We start from the raw sequence: 15,961 nt of genomic DNA on the forward strand, positions 1-15,961 counted from the left end.
ACGCGTTATGTGAATCGCTCCATGGTACTCGGGCTGGGTGCGTGTGTTCTATTGATTGCTGTTTTCAAGCACTGCCAGTACGTCTTTCAAGCGCATCGCCGTGGTTTCGCTGCTGCGTTGCATCGGCGCGCGCAGTTCGTCGCGGATCAGCCCTTCAAGGGCCAGGGCGGTTTTCACCGGGGCGGGATTGGGCTCGATGAACAGGCTGTGAATCAGCGGCAGCAACTGGAAGAAGGTCGCTCGGCCGGCCGCTAACTGGCCATCGCGGATCTGTTGATACAGCGTCGCGAACAGCTCGGGATGAACATGGGCCGAGGCGGCAATCGCGCCTTTGGCACCCAGGCACAAAGCGCCGAAGATCTGGTGGTCTTCGCCGCACAGCACGTCAACTTTGCCGCTGGAGAGCAGCGCAAGAGTGGTGGCTGGATTGCCGCCGCAGTCCTTGATCGCGACGATCCGCTCGTGGGCGACGATCCGGAGCAGAGTCGCCTGCTCGAAGGCTATGCCGGTGCGATAGGGGATGTCGTAGAGAATCACCGGGACGCTGGACGCATCGGCGACGGTGTTGAAAAAGGCTTCGAGGCCGGCCTGGGAAGGGCGGATGTAGTACGGCGGCGGAACCAGCAGGCCCGCCAGGGGACGTTTCAGGATTTCGCTTTGAAATTGCAGCAATTCGGCGAGGTTGTTGCCGGCCAGGCCCATGACCACACGTTCTGGCGGAACCTGTTCCAGCACCGCATCGAGCACCGCCAGTTGCTCATGTTTGCCCAGCGCCGCGGCTTCCCCGGTGGTGCCGCAGACCACAATGCCGTCGACGCCTTTTTCCAGCAGATGACTGACCAGCCGCCGCAGCCCGGCGAAGTCGATGGCCCCATTGTGAAACGGCGTAACGATGGGAACCCAGATACCTTGAAACGATGACATGCACTTTCTCCTGAAGGTTGACCGATTTCGTCACCGTCAGAAGCGTAGAAGGAAGTCAGCAAGAGGAGGGGTGTCCGTCGCGCTCAATGTCCTGTCAGCTCATCTGACGGGACAGCGCGCCCCGGTCACATGAGCGACTGTTTCTTCGATTTAGGGGCGTGCGCAACGCAACCTTGCGCCTTGGCATTCAAGCCAATGACGACAGTGTTGAGGTTGGAGGTTGCAGACATGCTTGCTTACACCCTGAATGAGGTGCCCAGTTTTAAAAGTCGGTGGTGTATTTGTCAATCGTGAAATCAGCGAACCCGATGCGTAACAGCAAAACAAGGCGTGCTCGTCGCAAGTGCGCAAAATTGTTCAAGCCATCGGCCGCGACTGCTGGCACAGTCTGGGGCCTTTCCCTGGTTGTAGAGCGTTATGTCCAACTCACTCATGCCGCGCAGTGCATTCCTTCGCGGCGCCGCGGCCATCATGCCGTTGTCCCTGGCGACCGCGCCCTGGGGGCTGTTGGCCGGTTCCATGGCCATCGAGGCCAACCTCACGCCCCTGCAAGGCCAGGGTCTGTCGAGCATCGTATTTGCCGGCGCGGCGCAATTGGTCGCCATCGGCATGCTCAAGGGCGGTGCCGGGGTTTTTTCGATTCTGTTGACCACATTGTTGCTGACCTCCCAGCATTTGCTTTACGGGATGAGCATGCGTTCGGTGATTTCCCCGTTGCCGGGCCGCTGGCGCGTGGGGCTGGGCTTTTTGCTCACCGATGAGTTGTTCGCCCTGACCAGCCAGCATGACAAACAGCAGTTCAATCGCTGGTATGCCTTGGGTGTGGGCCTGACGTTTTACATCGCCTGGAACCTCTTCACCCTGGCGGGCATTGTGCTGGGCAGCAGCATTCCGGGCCTTGAACACCTGGGGCTGGACTTCTCCATCGCGGCGACCTTCATCGCCTTGATCACACCGGTGGTGCGCAACGTCCCGACGGTGGTCTGCGTGGCGGTTTCACTGTTCTGTTCGGTGCTGTTCAGCTATTGGCAATGGGGCTCGGCGCTGGTGCTGTCGGGGTTAGCGGGCATGACCGCGGGCTTTATCTGCAACAAACTCTATATGGGGCGCACATGATGGTCTGGGCTGTGATTATCGGGATGGGCCTGCTGGTGTTCCTGAACCGCTACGTATTTCTCGAACCTCGGCTGCCGGTGCGCTTGAGCAGCAATGCCCGGCAGTTCCTCGGTTTCGCGGTGCCGGGCATGCTCACCGCGATCTGCGGGCCGATCGTGTTCATGCCCGACAAACAGTTGAACCTGCAGTGGGACAACCCCTACCTGATCAGTTCGCTGGTGGCCGTGGGCCTGGTGCTTTACACCCGCAACACCTTGCTCAGCATGCTGTTGAGCATGGGGTTTTTCTTTTTGTTGCGGTGGTGGCTCTGAGTCGCCCGGTGCGAAACTGTTCTACGCTTAAAACGGATGATTGATTCCTTGAGGGCGGGAGGTGGACATGGCCACTGAACCAAAGCATCCAGACCCGAATGAAGACACCGATGAACCGACGGAGGAAGAACTCGAGCGGCAGAAGCGTTCGACGCCGGACTGGAAGCACCCCGACGACGGTAAAGAGCTGTCGGACCGCGACCAGGAGCGCCCGCTGAAGCCTTGATCGGCTTGCACATACCCAAAAGCCCCGCCATTGATGGCGGGGCTTTTTAGTTCCTGCGGCCTGAAATGCAATCACCTGTGGGAGCGGGCTTGAAGGGAGGAGGATGTCGGGGGAACGGCATGCACCGAGGGAAACAGTCTGTTGAGTCGCTGTTGCTGGGTAAACAACTAATAACCGAAAATCGAAGGCATAACGCGAGCCTGGGAGCGGGCGCTGGAACCAAACACTGTGTACCCTTATCCAACCTCGGCTCGCAGCGATTGGCGGGCCGATAAAGGGATGAATGGGCGAGGGGTTTTTGCCATTAAACATGACGTCCGCAAGGTCTGGCCCAAGGCAAAACATGAAGCAGTTGTTCAAGGTTCTATCCGCGTTCGCCATTGCAGCTGGCCTGTTTGGCTGCATCGCCGCGCCCATCGAAATGACGCCGCAGACGCAACAGCGCCTGCGCGCACAAGCGCCGATCCGCTTTCTGCTGACTTTCGACGACGGGCCCAGCGCGTCCGGTTTTTACAACCCGACCGTCACCGTGCTCGACAGCCTGGCGCGTAATCCGCTGCAACCCGACATTAAAGCCGTGTTCTTCGTGCAAACCCGTGCCTCAGGCGCCGGCGGCAGTGACGTGGGCCGTCAGATCATGGGGCGCGAACACGCCGAGGGACACCTGTTGGGCTTCCACACGGCCACTCCCCACCACACCAACCATCGCTCCCTGAATGCGGAAGAACTGGAACAGTCGCTGACCCATGGCAGCGCAGACATTGCTGCGATCACTGGCGTCTCGTCGATCCTGGTGCGTCCGCCATTCTGGAACTACGACAAGCGCACCTTTGCCGCCTACCAACAGCATGGCATGCACGTACTGCTGACCGACCTGAGCGCCAATGACGGCAAGATCTGGGGCTTCAACGCCAGCCCTCGGCGGCGGGCCAATATGCTGCGGCAGCTGTCCGAAGTCCGCGAGCGCATCGCCCTCGGCGAGTTGCCGACGGTGGACGGGGTGATTCCGGTGGTGGTGACCTTTCACGATCTCAATCGCTACACCGCCCGGCATACCCGGGAATACCTGCAAATCCTCCTCGACAGTGCCAGCGCCACAGGTCTGGCCACGGCGCAGAAGCCGTTTTACGACGACACGACAGCGCTGCAGCGGGCGGCCATGGCGCGTACTGTCCGTGACAGTTCAGAGGCGGTTGAGTTGCCAGGGATCTGGAACTGGTTATGGGACGGGGATTCTCACTGAACGATGCCGAACGCAGCCTCGCAGGCTCGGCAGCTGCTACAAAGCTCGCTGGCGCGTTGCGCTAGTTGATCTACTCTGAGTGGATCCAATCGCAAAACCGTCCACGAGGGCGTTCGCCATGGTTCCACTTGCGCAGCTTTGCCAAATTGTTGAGTCCGGTTTCAAGCCGCTGTCCTGCGAATGCACTGTGAACGGCAATGAAACGTTGCGGATCAAGGTCTTCGAGCGCACCACCGGGCGGATTGAACTGTTGATCACCGGCGTATCCCCCGACGAGCTGACCAGTGTTCGCGATATTTCCAACCTGATCGGCGAACTTCGCACTGAAATGCGCGCCGGTCGTCGAGCCTTCGCTGGTGTGATGGCCTAGTTCACGAGCCTGTCACCCGCAAGCAGTTCATCGATCATCTGCAAACAATGATTCAACCCCGGCGATACGTCGCCCACGCGCCTGCTGAGAATGATCGGCGAGGTCGCGTTGTCTTCCAGCACCGGGGTGAAGCCAATGTCGTCGCGGTGCAGCAACTGCACCGAGGCCGGCACCAGTGTCACACCGATTCCCGCACCCACCAGACCGATCGCTGTTTGCAGCTCGTTGGTCCATTGCGCCACCTTGATGTGCACGCCATAGGATTCGAATAGCGCGATCACGTGGTCGGCGTAACTGGGACGCGGGTTGCCGGGGTAGAGCACGAAGGGTTCTTTTGCCAGTTCACGAAGGCTGATCGGCCCGGCCAGTAATGGATGGCCGGCGGGCAGGGCGGCGACCAGCCGATCTTCGGTCAGTACGGTCTGAAGAATGGCCGGATCGTCGATGCGGATTCGCCCGAAGCCGACATCGATGCGCCCGGCCTTGAGCGCTTGCACCTGTTGCAGCGTGGTCATTTCCGAGAGCCCCAACTCCAGCGCCAGAGGCTCGCCGCTGCGCAGTCGGCGAATCAGTTCCGGCAGCACGCCATACAGTGTCGATGGCGCAAAGCCGATGCCCAGCCAGGTCTTTTCACCCAGCCCGATCCGCCGCGTGTTGTCGCAAACCTTGCCCAATTGTTCAAGCAGAGCGGTGGAGTGTTCATGGAAAAAACGCCCGGCGTCGGTCAGCTTCAGCGGTCGGCCGCGTTCCAGCAGAAGCACCCCGAGTTCGTCTTCCAGCTGCTGGATCTGCCGGCTCAGTGGCGGTTGGGCGATGTGCAGCAGTTCGGCGGCGCGGGTGAAGTTGAGGGTTTGAGCCAACACCTGAAAATACCGCAGGTGACGCAGTTCCATGGGGCCTCCGGATGTCGGTCTGTTGAATACCTTTAAGGTATCGAGCCAGACCAATTCTATATTGGCCGCCCGGAAAAAACCGTACGAGAATCCGTTTCAGAACTTCAAGAACCTGACGGGTATCGACATGCGTGCAACTGCCATTGAATCGATCGAGACGATCATTGTCGATCTGCCGACCATCCGCCCGCACAAGCTGGCGATGCACACCATGCAGAACCAGACCCTGGTGATCATCCGTGTGCGCTGTGCCGATGGCATTGAAGGGATCGGTGAATCGACCACCATCGGCGGCCTGGCCTATGGCAACGAAAGCCCGGACAGCATCAAGACCAACATCGACAAACACTTCGCGCCACTGCTGATTGGCCAGGACGGCGGTAATGTGAATGCCGCGATGTTGCGCCTGGAGCGCAGCATTCGTGGCAACACCTTCGCCAAATCGGGTATCGAAAGTGCTTTGCTCGACGCCCAAGGCAAGCGTCTTGGCCTGCCGGTCAGCGAACTGCTGGGCGGCCGGGTTCGCGATGCCTTGCCGGTGGCCTGGACCCTGGCCAGCGGCGACACCGCCAAGGACATCGCCGAAGCGGAAAAAATGCTCGACCTGCGTCGCCACCGGATCTTCAAACTGAAAATCGGTGCTGGCGAGGTCAACCTCGACCTGGCCCACGTCATTGCGATCAAAAAGGCCTTGGGCGACCGCGCCAGTGTGCGGGTCGATGTCAATCAGGCCTGGGATGAAGCGGTGGCCCTGCGGGCCTGCCGGATCCTCGGCACCAACGGCATCGACCTGATCGAACAACCTATCTCGCGCAATAACCGCGCCGGCATGGTGCGCCTGAATGCCGTGTGCCCGGCGCCGATCATGGCCGATGAGTCCATCGAATGCGTAGAGGACGCCTTCAACCTGGCACGGGAGGGCGCGGCTTCAGTATTCGCCCTGAAAATCGCCAAGAACGGCGGCCCGCGCGCCGTGCTGCGAACCGCCGCCATTGCCGAGGCGGCCGGTATCGGTCTGTACGGCGGCACCATGCTCGAAGGCGGGATTGGCACGCTGGCCTCGGCCCATGCCTTCGTCACGCTCAACACACTGAGCTGGGATACCGAGCTGTTCGGCCCGCTGCTGCTGACCGAAGACGTCCTCAGCGAGCCATTGGTCTACCGCGACTTCCAACTGCATGTCCCGCAAACACCGGGGCTGGGCCTGAGCCTGGATGAAGAACGCCTGGCGTTTTTCCGTAGGGACAAGACATCCACTGCCGTTCATCAAGCCTGAGGAGGGCATCATGCTGTTTCACGTAAAAATGACTGTGAATTTACCGGTCGACATGAACCCGGAACGCGCCGCCAAGCTCAAGGCCGACGAAAAAGCCCTGGCCCAGCGTCTGCAAGAGCAAGGCAAGTGGCGTCATCTGTGGCGCATCGCCGGGCTCTATGCCAATTACAGCGTGTTCGATGTCGACAGTGTTCAGGAACTGCACGACCTGCTGATGCAGTTGCCGCTGTACCCGTACATGGCCATCGAGGTCAACGCACTGTGCCGGCATCCTTCTTCCATTCGCGAGGATGACCGCTGAACCCAGTCTGTTCAGTTCGCTACGCTAATAATTACAAGATGAGGATCCACCATGAACGTCAAGATTTCCAACACCGCCAGTGTCCAGAAGTTTCTCGAAGAGGCCAGCGGCCTGCTCAACGACGCCGGCGATCCGCGGGTCAAAGCGCTGGTTTACCGCATCCTGCGGGACTCGGTGAACATCATCGAAGACCTGGCCGTGACCCCGGAAGAATTCTGGAAAGCCGTCAACTACCTCAACGTGCTGGGCGCGCGTCAGGAGGCGGGTCTGTTGGTGGCCGGGCTGGGTCTTGAGCATTACCTGGACCTGTTGATGGACGCCGAAGACGAGCAGGCCGGTAAATCCGGCGGCACCCCGCGGACCATCGAAGGGCCGCTGTACGTGGCCGGTGCGCCGCTGTCGAACGTCGAAGCGCGACTGGACGATGGCGTCGATCCGGGTGTGGTGCTGTTCATGCAAGGCCAGGTGCGCAACACCGCTGGCGAACCGCTGGCCGGGGCGGTGGTGGATGTCTGGCACGCCAATACCGGTGGCACCTATTCGTATTTCGATACCACCCAGTCCGAGTTCAACCTGCGTCGGCGCATCGTCACCGATGCCGAGGGCCGTTACCGTTTTCGCAGCATCGTGCCGTCGGGCTATGGCTGCCCGCCGGACGGTCCGACCCAGCAACTGCTCGATCAACTGGGCCGTCATGGCCAGCGGCCGGCGCACATTCACTTCTTCATTTCGGCGCCGGATCATCGTCACCTGACCACCCAGATCAACCTCGACGGCGATCAGTACCTGCATGACGATTTCGCCTACGCCACCCGTGACGAACTGATCGCCAAAATCACCTTCAGCGATGATCCGCAGCGTGCGGCGGCCCATGGTGTGAGCGGTCGTTTTGCCGAAATCGATTTCGACTTCACGCTGCAGTCCTCCGCCCAGCCTGAGGAGCAGCAACGCCACGAACGGGTGCGTGCGCTCGAGGACTGATACCCTCGACCAGCCAAACCTTTGTGGGAGCGAGCCTGCTCGCGAAAGCGGAGTGTCAGTCAACGTTGATGTTGAAGCTGATGACCCTTTCGCGAGCAGGCTCGCTCCCACAGGTCGGTCAACTGACACATCGATGCGAGCACTGCTCTAGAATCGCCTGACGCACCCTATAACAACAATGAGAGCGAACCGATGATGCAAGCGCAATTGTTGAGTCATCGCAGCAGAGTCTTCGACCATGCCGACCCGTACGCGGTATCGGGTTACGTCAATCAGCACGTCGGCAATCATTGCCTCCAGATGCCCAGGGCCGGTCGTCCACTGGCCAGCCTCGACCACCGCAAGTTCGCCAGCCTCGACCTGTGCCGCATCAGTTACGGCGCCAGCGTGCGGGTTACGTCCGGCGCGCTGGACAGCATCTATCACTTGCAAGTGCTGCTGCGCGGCAACTGCCTGTGGCGTGGCCATGGCCAGGAACATTACTTCGCCCCCGGCGAGTTGCTGCTGATCAACCCCGACGATCCGGTGGATCTGACCTATTCCAGTGATTGCGAAAAATTCATCCTGAAAGTTCCCACGCGGCTACTGGAGTCAGTGTGCGAAGAGCAGCGCTGGCGGTATCCGGGGCAGGGCGTGCGATTTCTGGAGAACCGTTATCAGCTCAATGAACTGGAAGGTTTCGTCGGTCTGCTGGCGATGATTTGCCAGGAGGCAGAAGCCGCCGAGCCGATTCCCCGTGTGCAGGAGCACTATGCGCAAATCGTAGTCAGCAAGATGCTCGGCCTGATGAAGACCAACGTCATGCGCACCGACCCTGGCTCAGCCTCGGCGACGTTCGAGGCGCTGGTCGATTACATCGCCTGCAACCTCAAGCAAGACATCGACAGCGAGGAACTGGCGCGCCAGGCGCGGATGAGCCTGCGTTCGCTGTATGGGTTGTTCGAACGTAACGCGGGGGACACGCCAAAAAACTACATCCGGCGGAAGAAGCTCGAACGCATCCACGCCAACCTGAGCGACCCGACCTGCAACGTGCGCAACGTCACGGAAGTGGCCATGGATTACGGCTTTCTGCACCTGGGCCGGTTCTCCGACAGCTACCGCAAACAGTTCGGCGAATTACCCTCCGACACCCTCAAACGCCGCCACTGACCTCGCAAACGCCGCCCACCGTTTGATCGTTCCCACGCTCTGCGTGGGAATGCAGCCCGGGACGCTCCGCGTCCCTTCCAGAGCCGAACGCAGAGCGTCCGTTGAGGCATTCCCACGCGGGAGCGTGGGAACGATCATCAACCACCGACCGCTCGTTGCACAAAATGGATACAGGTCTGCACCCCGCGGATAGTCCGCCCCATCCCCACGTCCTAGCATGGCCCTGCCTGAATAAAAACAATGGAGGCGGCGGCCATGTCCCTGCGACCCGAATACCTTCACTCCCTGCTTGAAGAAAACCCTGAACAGGGCATCTACCGCTGCAAGCGCGAGATGTTCACTGACCCGCGGCTGTTCGACCTCGAGATGCAGCACATCTTCGAAGGCAACTGGCTGTACCTGGCCCATGAAAGCCAGATCCCCAACAACAACGATTTCTACACCACCACCATGGGGCGCCAGTCGATCTTCATCGCGCGCAACAAGGACGGTGTGTTGAACGCCTTTATCAATGCGTGCAGCCACCGCGGGGCGATGCTCTGCCGGCACAAGACCGGCAACAGGAGTTCGTACACCTGCCCATTCCACGGCTGGACGTTCAACAACTCCGGCAAGCTGCTCAAGGTTAAAGACCCGGCGGCGGCCGGCTACCCGGCGAGCTTCAATTGCGATGGCTCCCACGACCTGACCAAAGTCGCGCGTTTCGAATCCTATCGCGGCTTCCTGTTCGGCAGCCTCAAGGCCGATGTCGTGCCGCTGGTTGAGCACCTGGGTGAGTCGGCGAAGATTATCGACATGATCGTCGACCAGTCCGCCGATGGCCTGGAAGTGCTGCGCGGTTCCTCCAGTTACATCTACGAAGGCAACTGGAAACTCACCGCCGAAAACGGTGCCGACGGCTATCACGTCAGCTCGGTGCACTGGAACTACGCCGCCACCCAGAACCAGCGCAAGCAGCGTGAAGCCGGCGATTGCAATCCAACGATGAGCGCCGGCACCTGGGCCAAGCAGGGTGGGGGGTTCTATTCCTTCGACAAGGGCCACATGCTGCTCTGGACCCGTTGGTCCAACCCCGAGGACCGTCCGCTGTACGAGCGTCGCGACGAGTTGGCCCGGGACTTCGGCCAGGCCCGCGCCAACTGGATGATCGAGAACTCGCGCAACCTGTGCCTGTACCCGAACGTGTACCTGATGGACCAGTTCAGTTCGCAGATTCGCATCGCCCGGCCGATCTCGGTCAACCGCACCGAAATCACCATTTACTGCATCGCCCCCAAAGGTGAAAGCGACCACGCCCGTTCGAGTCGCATTCGTCAGTACGAGGACTTTTTCAACGTCAGCGGCATGGCCACCCCGGACGATCTGGAAGAGTTTCGCTCCTGCCAGACGGGTTACCAGGGCAGCGTCACAGCCTGGAACGACATGTCCCGTGGCGCCGAGCATTGGGTCGAAGGCGCCGATGATGCGGCCAGAGAAATCGACCTGCACCCGCTGCTCAGCGGCGTGCGCACCGAAGACGAAGGCCTGTTCGTGCTGCAACACAAGTATTGGCAGCAAACGATGCTCAAGGCGTTGGCCGCCGAACAGTCCGAACTGATTGCAGTGGAGGCCGTGCAATGACCATTACCTATGACGCGGTGCGCGATTTTCTCTATCGCGAAGCGCGCTACCTCGACGATAAACAATGGGACGACTGGCTGGAGTTGTACGCGCCGGACGCCACCTTCTGGATGCCGTCCTGGGACGATAACGACGAGCTGACTGAAGACCCGCAGCGGGAAATCTCGCTGATCTGGTACGGCAACCGCACCGGCCTGGAAGACCGCGTTTTCCGCATCAAGACCGAGCGTTCCAGTGCCAGCGTGCCGGACACCCGCACCTCGCACAACCTCAGCAACATCGAGCTGCTCGAACAGGCCGACGGCCTGTGCAAGGTGCGCTTCAACTGGCACACCCTGAGCTTTCGCTACAAGACCGTCGACAGCTATTTCGGCAGCAGTTTCTACACCCTGGATGTGCGCGGTGAAAACCCGTTGATCAAGGCCAAGAAAGTGATCCTGAAGAACGACTACGTTCGCCAGGTCATCGATGTTTACCACCTCTGAGGCGGCCGTCATGACTCATTCCATTGCGTTCAATTTCGAAGACGGCGTCACCCGGTTCATCGACGCCAATGCTGGGGAAACCGTGGCCGATGCCGCGTACCGCCAGGGCATCAACATTCCGCTGGACTGCCGCGACGGCGCTTGCGGCACCTGCAAATGCTTCGCCGAGGCCGGCCGCTACGACTTGGGCGAGGACTACATCGAAGACGCCCTCAGCGCCGACGAGGCGCAGCAGGGTTTTGTCCTGACCTGCCAGATGCGTGCGCAGAGCGATTGCGTGGTGCGGGTGCCGGTTTCATCGGATGTCTGCCGCACCCGTCAGGCCAGCTACGACGCGACCATCAGCGCCGTGCGCCAGTTGTCCGACAGCACCATCGCACTGTCGATCAAGGGCGAGGCCCTGAGCAAACTGGCGTTTCTGCCGGGGCAGTATGTGAACCTCGGGATTCCCGGCAGCGAGCAGACCCGCGCGTACTCGTTCAGCTCGTTACAGCGTGAAGGCGAGGTCAGTTTTCTGATTCGCAACGTGCCCGGCGGCTTGATGAGCAGCTTCCTGACCAGCATGGCCAAGGCCGGCGACAGCATGAGCCTGGCCGGACCGTTGGGCAGTTTCTATCTGCGCGATATCCGCCGTCCGTTGTTGTTGCTGGCCGGTGGCACTGGCCTGGCGCCGTTTACCGCGATGCTGGAAAAAATCGCCGAGCAGGGCAGCGAGCATCCGCTGCATTTGATCTACGGCGTGACCAACGATTTCGACCTGGTGGAGATGGATCGACTGGAAGCTTTCGCCGCGCGGATCCCGAACTTCAGCTTCAGCGCCTGCGTGGCCAACCCCGACAGTCGGCACCCGCTCAAGGGCTACGTGACCCAACACATCGAGCCACGGCATTTGAACGATGGCGACGTCGATGTCTATCTGTGCGGCCCGCCGCCGATGGTCGAGGCGGTCAGCCAGTTCATTCGCGAGCAAGGCATTGCGCCTGCGAACTTCTACTACGAGAAATTTGCCGCCAGCGCGGCTTGATTCGTGCTGTTGTGGGAGCGAAGTCGTACACAAATACCGTGCTCGGCAAAGGTTCCAATGTGGGAGCGAGCCTGCTCGCGAAGAGGCCGGAACATTCACCCAGGATGTCGCCAGTGAGACAGCTATCGCGAGCAGGCTCGCTCCCACAGGACAGTGTTTCGTCCGGTACGTCTTGACGGACCGGTATCCTTCGTCACGAGGTACACATGAACAGATTCCACAAAAAAGTCGCGCTGATTACCGGTGCCGCCCAAGGCATCGGCCGGCGCGTGGCAGAACGCATGGCCGCCGAAGGGGCGCGGTTGATTCTGGTCGATCGCTCCGATCTGGTGTTCGAACTCCAGAAGCAATTGGGGCAGAGCAGTCAGGTGCTCGCCTTGACCGCCGACCTTGAGCAATACAGCGAATGCAGCCGCGTGATGCGCACCGCTGTCGAACGTTTCGATCGCCTTGATGTGCTGGTCAACAACGTCGGCGGTACGATCTGGACCAAGCCTTTCGAACACTATGAAGAGCAGCAAATCGAGGCCGAGGTTCGCCGTTCACTATTCCCGACACTGTGGTGTTGCCATGCCGCGCTGCCGTTCATGCTCGAACAAGGCAGCGGCGCCATCGTCAACGTTTCATCCATCGCGACCCGTAGCGTCAATCGCGTGCCCTACGGTGCGGCGAAGGGCGGGGTCAATGCACTGACCGCGTGCCTGGCGTTCGAAACCGCCGGTCGTGGCGTGCGGGTCAACGCGACCGCCCCCGGTGGCACCGAAGCGCCGCCGCGGCTGATCCCGCGCAACACCGCGCAGCAAAGCGCTCAGGAAAAACTGTGGTACCAGCAGATCGTCGACCAGACCCTCGACAGCAGTTTGATGAAGCGTTATGGCACGCTGGATGAGCAGGCAGGCGCTATTCTGTTTCTGGCCAGCGACGAAGCCTCTTACATCACCGGCATGGTCATGCCGGTCGGTGGCGGCGATCTGGGCTGACAGGTTTGCAATACACCCTCCCGCGCCGCAAAACCGGCAATGGATGGCGGTGCGACTGAACGCCAGGGAGATTCTGACCCTGAACGCCAGCCATGCGTCGCTGGCCTCGATGCCGGCCGAGATTGCCGGGTTTATCGACAAGGCCGTGATGGCATTGGCCAAAGCCCAGGGGGCGATCTACAAGCGACGCTGAAACGCTTTGACGATTCTGAGCGTGGCGTCGCTTGTGCTCAGGTTGTGCACGGCGTCCAGCGGATACCAGAGGCAGTCGAAGATTTCGTTCTGTGGCCGAGCCTCTGCCAGGTTGACGACCGACGCCTCGTAGACATGGTGCCGGGTGCTGGCCGTTTCCAGCTCCATCAGGTACAGAAGGCCGTCGACCCCAAGCCCTGTTTCTTCGTAGAGTTCTCTTGTGGCCGCGCCCGCAGCGGTTTCGCCAGGCTCGACTTTTCCGCCGGGCAAGGTCCAGCGCCCCCTGGGTTTGCGCACCAGGAGAATATGCCGGTCCTGCTCGCAAATGACGGTTGCGCGTACTTTCATGGATTACCTGACTGCCGGTTGTCATAAAACAGTCATAAAAATGCAATATTCAGACCGCAATCCGCAGAAGTGTCTGCTTCAAGGGTTAGAGCCGACAGGGCCGTTGAAAGTGCAATGGAATGCCGGAATCCTGACGCGACGTCTAGTTGGCACTTCACTGAAAGTCGGGTGTAAGGTAGTTGGGTTGACCCTGGACTATCACTGCCGAAATGGAGGTGACTATGAGCGTTCCGATGCTGACCAAAATGCACATGAACGGTTATGACGTACTCAGCGTGAACAGCGGCCCCTGGCGGGTGTGCACCAAAGGTGACCGGCTTGGATCCTTTGGCAGCCGAGAAGAAGCACTGGCCTATGCGGCTGCGCTTCCCGCCTACAGGGCCCGGTCGGGTAGATCATCGCGTAGCCAAAAATCAGACAAATAGTGCGCCTGAAGCCCCGGTTTGCCGGGGCTTTGTACTATTTGTAGCAGCTGCCGAGCTCGCGAGGCTGCTTTTACAGGTCAATAACCGCCACCCATCCCGCCCGTGGAGGGGGAATACTCTCTGGCTTTTTGTTGGGCATGACTCCATTGCGCGCACGTCATGAAACTTTTATGGTCGACCTGGCCCCTGCCGTCGAAGCTGACGTTGTATGGCTGCTGATGGCCGGCCTGGGTCAGCTTGTAATCAAAGCAGGTGCCAGGCTCCACCGTGCGAGCCGTGATCGATAGCGGTTTGCCGCCAATCCGCTCGACCTGATCCTTGGTCATGCCGGTTTCGACCTTGGCGACCAACGGTTGGTCTCGATAGAGATGTGATTCGGTGTTGCAGCCACCTGACGCCGCCAGCACGGCAATCAGCGCGCATAGAGGCTTGTTCATGACAGCGCGCTCTAGTGAACTTTCGTTCGAGTGATGCTCTTTGCTTTCACTTCTTCAGCATAGCCCGCCAGGCGTTCTTCATCGCCCTGGAACAACGCGCACAGCCTTAGCGTTGCCTCTGCATCCACATCATTGCCGGCCTGGCGCAACTGCTCTGCGATGCGCAAAAGCTCTACCGCCGACCACCTCAGATCCGACGCCACGCCTTGCAGATCGCGCCGAAGTTGCTGTTCATATTCGTTAAGCCACATGATGACCTCCTGCAATTCCCCGCTACGAAATAGTAATCCCATTTCCCTCGATGGAGCGTTATGTTCGTCTGATCCGAAGAGAGTCGATATCATGCAACAACCTGCCTACCAACTGCTGGAAGTCGCCAACGGCAAGCCGATCAAACTCTGGACCGAAGGCGTGCCGGTTGAAAGCGAAGCCCGGCAGCAATTGATCAATACCGCGAAGATGCCGTTCATCTTCAAGCACCTGGCGGTGATGCCGGATGTGCACCTGGGCAAAGGGTCCACCATCGGCAGCGTGATCCCGACCGTGGGTGCGATCATTCCGGCGGCCGTGGGCGTGGACATCGGCTGCGGCATGATTGCCGCGCGCACGTCGCTGACCGCCGCCGACTTGCCGGACAACCTGCACGGTCTGCGCACGGCCATTGAAAAGGCCGTGCCCCATGGCCGCACGTTGAGCCGTGGCCGGCGCGACGAGGGCGCCTGGGAGCGCGTTCCACAGCAGGCTGATCAGGCCTGGGCGGCGTTGAACCCACGGTTCAAGGCGATCACCGACAAGTACCCGAAACTGGCCAGCACCAACAACCGTCAGCACCTGGGTACCCTCGGTACCGGTAATCACTTCATCGAGGTCTGCCTGGACGAGGCCAACCGCGTCTGGTTCATGTTGCACAGCGGTTCTCGCGGGGTTGGCAACGCCATCGGCACCCTGTTCATTCAACTGGCCCAGGCGGACATGCGCCAGCACATCGCCAATCTGCCGGACCGCGATCTGGCCTACTTCAAAGAGGGCAGCCGACACTTCGATGACTACGTCGAAGCGGTGGGCTGGGCTCAGGACTTCGCCCGGCAGAACCGTGCCTTGATGATGCAAGCGGTGATTCACGCGGCGCGACAAGAGATCCGCAAACCCTTCGAGGTCGCGCTGGAGGCCGTGAACTGCCACCACAATTACGTGCAGAAAGAGCGGCACTTCGGCGAGGACGTCCTGGTCACCCGCAAGGGGGCGGTGTCGGCGAAGAAGGGCGAGTTGGGGATCATTCCCGGTTCCATGGGCGCCAAAAGCTTCATCGTGCGTGGCCTGGGCAACGAGCAATCGTTTTGTTCCTGCAGCCACGGCGCCGGTCGAACCATGAGCCGTACCAAAGCCAAAAACACCTTCACCGTCGCAGACCAGATCCGCGCGACTGCTCATGTGGAGTGTCGTAAGGATGCGGCAGTCATCGATGAGATTCCGATGGCCTATAAGGACATCGACAAAGTCATGTACGCCCAGCGTGATCTGGTGGAAGTGCTGCACACCTTGCGGCAGGTGGTGTGCGTGAAGGGGTAGGGATGGAAGGTGGTTCCATTGGTCGGGAAAATCAACGCGAGTGAACAGCTCTGCTGTCGTATTGAGGTAATGCTTTATTCGCTGGGGC

The 15,961-nt window shown here is 60.2% G+C and carries 21 protein-coding genes; 16 read left to right on the forward strand and 5 right to left on the reverse strand.

Annotated elements, in window-relative coordinates:
* Positions 1 to 48: 48 nt before the first annotated feature.
* Positions 49 to 924: a 4-hydroxy-tetrahydrodipicolinate synthase gene (gene dapA / locus LOY38_RS11765; protein WP_258700152.1), complete on the reverse strand. Its 876-nt coding sequence runs from the start codon at positions 922 to 924 to the stop codon at positions 49 to 51.
* A 417-nt stretch (positions 925 to 1,341) separates the two neighbouring features.
* On the opposite strand from dapA, the gene LOY38_RS11770 reads away from it, so the two are divergent.
* The 5 genes from LOY38_RS11770 (at position 1,342) to LOY38_RS11790 (ending at position 4,190) form a co-directional block, all read left to right on the forward strand.
* Positions 1,342 to 2,040 (forward strand): AzlC family ABC transporter permease, encoded by a 699-nt coding sequence (locus LOY38_RS11770; RefSeq protein ID WP_258700153.1) that lies wholly within the window; start codon positions 1,342 to 1,344, stop codon positions 2,038 to 2,040.
* Entirely contained in the window at positions 2,040 to 2,351 is a 312-nt protein-coding gene (locus LOY38_RS11775) for an AzlD domain-containing protein (RefSeq protein ID WP_162830927.1), read from the forward strand. The genes LOY38_RS11770 and LOY38_RS11775 overlap by 1 nt, the downstream gene beginning before the upstream one ends.
* Before the next feature lie 67 nt (positions 2,352 to 2,418).
* Entirely contained in the window at positions 2,419 to 2,577 is a 159-nt protein-coding gene (locus LOY38_RS11780) for a hypothetical protein (protein ID WP_258700154.1), read from the forward strand.
* 343 nt (positions 2,578 to 2,920) lie between these two features.
* Positions 2,921 to 3,820, forward strand: a complete 900-nt coding sequence (locus tag LOY38_RS11785) for a polysaccharide deacetylase family protein (RefSeq protein WP_258700155.1) — start codon at positions 2,921 to 2,923, stop codon at positions 3,818 to 3,820.
* Between the two features lie 118 nt (positions 3,821 to 3,938).
* Positions 3,939 to 4,190: a DUF1652 domain-containing protein gene (locus LOY38_RS11790; RefSeq protein WP_258700156.1), complete on the forward strand. Its 252-nt coding sequence runs from the start codon at positions 3,939 to 3,941 to the stop codon at positions 4,188 to 4,190.
* On the opposite strand, the gene LOY38_RS11795 is transcribed toward LOY38_RS11790, so the two are convergent.
* Entirely contained in the window at positions 4,187 to 5,083 is an 897-nt protein-coding gene (locus LOY38_RS11795; RefSeq protein WP_258700157.1) for a LysR family transcriptional regulator, read from the reverse strand. The genes LOY38_RS11790 and LOY38_RS11795 overlap by 4 nt on opposite strands.
* A gap of 127 nt (positions 5,084 to 5,210) precedes the next feature.
* Here LOY38_RS11795 and LOY38_RS11800 point away from each other — a divergent pair, with 127 nt between their 5' ends.
* The 9 genes from LOY38_RS11800 (at position 5,211) to LOY38_RS11840 (ending at position 13,095) form a co-directional block, all read left to right on the forward strand.
* Entirely contained in the window at positions 5,211 to 6,359 is a 1,149-nt protein-coding gene (locus LOY38_RS11800) for a muconate cycloisomerase family protein (RefSeq protein WP_258700708.1), read from the forward strand.
* Positions 6,360 to 6,369: 10 nt separating this feature from the next.
* Entirely contained in the window at positions 6,370 to 6,660 is a 291-nt protein-coding gene (catC, locus tag LOY38_RS11805) for a muconolactone Delta-isomerase (protein WP_258700158.1), read from the forward strand.
* Between the two features lie 51 nt (positions 6,661 to 6,711).
* Positions 6,712 to 7,641, forward strand: a complete 930-nt coding sequence (gene catA, locus LOY38_RS11810) for a catechol 1,2-dioxygenase (protein WP_258700159.1) — start codon at positions 6,712 to 6,714, stop codon at positions 7,639 to 7,641.
* 192 nt (positions 7,642 to 7,833) lie between these two features.
* Positions 7,834 to 8,793 carry an AraC family transcriptional regulator gene (locus LOY38_RS11815; RefSeq protein ID WP_309475872.1) on the forward strand — a complete coding sequence of 320 codons (960 nt, stop codon included), beginning with the start codon at positions 7,834 to 7,836 and terminating at the stop codon, positions 8,791 to 8,793.
* Between the two features lie 255 nt (positions 8,794 to 9,048).
* Positions 9,049 to 10,413 carry a benzoate 1,2-dioxygenase large subunit gene (gene benA / locus LOY38_RS11820; protein ID WP_258700160.1) on the forward strand — a complete coding sequence of 455 codons (1,365 nt, stop codon included), beginning with the start codon at positions 9,049 to 9,051 and terminating at the stop codon, positions 10,411 to 10,413.
* Positions 10,410 to 10,898 (forward strand): benzoate 1,2-dioxygenase small subunit, encoded by a 489-nt coding sequence (gene benB, locus LOY38_RS11825; RefSeq protein WP_205889876.1) that lies wholly within the window; start codon positions 10,410 to 10,412, stop codon positions 10,896 to 10,898. The genes benA and benB overlap by 4 nt, the downstream gene beginning before the upstream one ends.
* 10 nt (positions 10,899 to 10,908) lie before the next feature.
* Positions 10,909 to 11,922 carry a benzoate 1,2-dioxygenase electron transfer component BenC gene (gene benC / locus LOY38_RS11830; RefSeq protein ID WP_258700161.1) on the forward strand — a complete coding sequence of 338 codons (1,014 nt, stop codon included), beginning with the start codon at positions 10,909 to 10,911 and terminating at the stop codon, positions 11,920 to 11,922.
* A 206-nt stretch (positions 11,923 to 12,128) separates the two neighbouring features.
* On the forward strand, positions 12,129 to 12,902 hold the full coding sequence (locus LOY38_RS11835) for a 1,6-dihydroxycyclohexa-2,4-diene-1-carboxylate dehydrogenase (RefSeq protein WP_258700162.1): 774 nt from the start codon (positions 12,129 to 12,131) through the stop codon (positions 12,900 to 12,902).
* Positions 12,903 to 12,945: 43 nt separating this feature from the next.
* Positions 12,946 to 13,095, forward strand: a complete 150-nt coding sequence (locus tag LOY38_RS11840; protein ID WP_258700835.1) for a hypothetical protein — start codon at positions 12,946 to 12,948, stop codon at positions 13,093 to 13,095.
* On the opposite strand, the gene LOY38_RS11845 is transcribed toward LOY38_RS11840, so the two are convergent.
* Positions 13,080 to 13,442: an NUDIX hydrolase gene (locus tag LOY38_RS11845; protein ID WP_258700163.1), complete on the reverse strand. Its 363-nt coding sequence runs from the start codon at positions 13,440 to 13,442 to the stop codon at positions 13,080 to 13,082. The two genes, LOY38_RS11840 and LOY38_RS11845, sit on opposite strands and share 16 nt — an antisense overlap.
* Before the next feature lie 221 nt (positions 13,443 to 13,663).
* On the opposite strand from LOY38_RS11845, the gene LOY38_RS11850 reads away from it, so the two are divergent.
* Positions 13,664 to 13,867: a DUF2188 domain-containing protein gene (locus tag LOY38_RS11850; RefSeq protein WP_258700164.1), complete on the forward strand. Its 204-nt coding sequence runs from the start codon at positions 13,664 to 13,666 to the stop codon at positions 13,865 to 13,867.
* Positions 13,868 to 13,944: 77 nt separating this feature from the next.
* Here the strand turns inward: LOY38_RS11850 and osmE are convergent, their stop codons facing one another.
* Both osmE and LOY38_RS11860 read right to left on the reverse strand, forming a co-directional pair.
* Entirely contained in the window at positions 13,945 to 14,304 is a 360-nt protein-coding gene (gene osmE, locus LOY38_RS11855) for an osmotically-inducible lipoprotein OsmE (RefSeq protein WP_258700165.1), read from the reverse strand.
* An 11-nt stretch (positions 14,305 to 14,315) separates the two neighbouring features.
* Positions 14,316 to 14,555: a hypothetical protein gene (locus LOY38_RS11860; RefSeq protein ID WP_007895573.1), complete on the reverse strand. Its 240-nt coding sequence runs from the start codon at positions 14,553 to 14,555 to the stop codon at positions 14,316 to 14,318.
* Between the two features lie 91 nt (positions 14,556 to 14,646).
* Between LOY38_RS11860 and LOY38_RS11865 the strand changes: the two genes are divergently transcribed.
* The gene (locus LOY38_RS11865) at positions 14,647 to 15,873 is read left to right on the forward strand and encodes an RtcB family protein (protein WP_258700166.1); all 1,227 of its coding nucleotides are present in this window, start codon (positions 14,647 to 14,649) and stop codon (positions 15,871 to 15,873) included.
* Positions 15,874 to 15,961 lie beyond the last annotated feature (88 nt).

This window comes from Pseudomonas sp. B21-015, assembly GCF_024749285.1.
Taxonomy (GTDB): domain Bacteria; phylum Pseudomonadota; class Gammaproteobacteria; order Pseudomonadales; family Pseudomonadaceae; genus Aquipseudomonas.

Excerpts from the sequence above, each read along its gene's own strand:
- dapA (WP_258700152.1), bottom strand. The coding sequence starts at position 924 with ATGTCATCGTTTCAAGGTATCTGGGTTCCCATCGTTACGCCGTTTCAC.
- LOY38_RS11770 (WP_258700153.1), top strand. The coding sequence starts at position 1,342 with ATGTCCAACTCACTCATGCCGCGCAGTGCATTCCTTCGCGGCGCCGCG.
- LOY38_RS11775 (WP_162830927.1), top strand. The coding sequence starts at position 2,040 with ATGGTCTGGGCTGTGATTATCGGGATGGGCCTGCTGGTGTTCCTGAAC.
- LOY38_RS11780 (WP_258700154.1), top strand. The coding sequence starts at position 2,419 with ATGGCCACTGAACCAAAGCATCCAGACCCGAATGAAGACACCGATGAA.
- LOY38_RS11785 (WP_258700155.1), top strand. The coding sequence starts at position 2,921 with ATGAAGCAGTTGTTCAAGGTTCTATCCGCGTTCGCCATTGCAGCTGGC.
- LOY38_RS11790 (WP_258700156.1), top strand. The coding sequence starts at position 3,939 with ATGGTTCCACTTGCGCAGCTTTGCCAAATTGTTGAGTCCGGTTTCAAG.
- LOY38_RS11795 (WP_258700157.1), bottom strand. The coding sequence starts at position 5,083 with ATGGAACTGCGTCACCTGCGGTATTTTCAGGTGTTGGCTCAAACCCTC.
- LOY38_RS11800 (WP_258700708.1), top strand. The coding sequence starts at position 5,211 with ATGCGTGCAACTGCCATTGAATCGATCGAGACGATCATTGTCGATCTG.
- catC (WP_258700158.1), top strand. The coding sequence starts at position 6,370 with ATGCTGTTTCACGTAAAAATGACTGTGAATTTACCGGTCGACATGAAC.
- catA (WP_258700159.1), top strand. The coding sequence starts at position 6,712 with ATGAACGTCAAGATTTCCAACACCGCCAGTGTCCAGAAGTTTCTCGAA.
- LOY38_RS11815 (WP_309475872.1), top strand. The coding sequence starts at position 7,834 with ATGATGCAAGCGCAATTGTTGAGTCATCGCAGCAGAGTCTTCGACCAT.
- benA (WP_258700160.1), top strand. The coding sequence starts at position 9,049 with ATGTCCCTGCGACCCGAATACCTTCACTCCCTGCTTGAAGAAAACCCT.
- benB (WP_205889876.1), top strand. The coding sequence starts at position 10,410 with ATGACCATTACCTATGACGCGGTGCGCGATTTTCTCTATCGCGAAGCG.
- benC (WP_258700161.1), top strand. The coding sequence starts at position 10,909 with ATGACTCATTCCATTGCGTTCAATTTCGAAGACGGCGTCACCCGGTTC.
- LOY38_RS11835 (WP_258700162.1), top strand. The coding sequence starts at position 12,129 with ATGAACAGATTCCACAAAAAAGTCGCGCTGATTACCGGTGCCGCCCAA.
- LOY38_RS11840 (WP_258700835.1), top strand. The coding sequence starts at position 12,946 with ATGGCGGTGCGACTGAACGCCAGGGAGATTCTGACCCTGAACGCCAGC.
- LOY38_RS11845 (WP_258700163.1), bottom strand. The coding sequence starts at position 13,442 with ATGAAAGTACGCGCAACCGTCATTTGCGAGCAGGACCGGCATATTCTC.
- LOY38_RS11850 (WP_258700164.1), top strand. The coding sequence starts at position 13,664 with ATGAGCGTTCCGATGCTGACCAAAATGCACATGAACGGTTATGACGTA.
- osmE (WP_258700165.1), bottom strand. The coding sequence starts at position 14,304 with ATGAACAAGCCTCTATGCGCGCTGATTGCCGTGCTGGCGGCGTCAGGT.
- LOY38_RS11860 (WP_007895573.1), bottom strand. The coding sequence starts at position 14,555 with ATGTGGCTTAACGAATATGAACAGCAACTTCGGCGCGATCTGCAAGGC.
- LOY38_RS11865 (WP_258700166.1), top strand. The coding sequence starts at position 14,647 with ATGCAACAACCTGCCTACCAACTGCTGGAAGTCGCCAACGGCAAGCCG.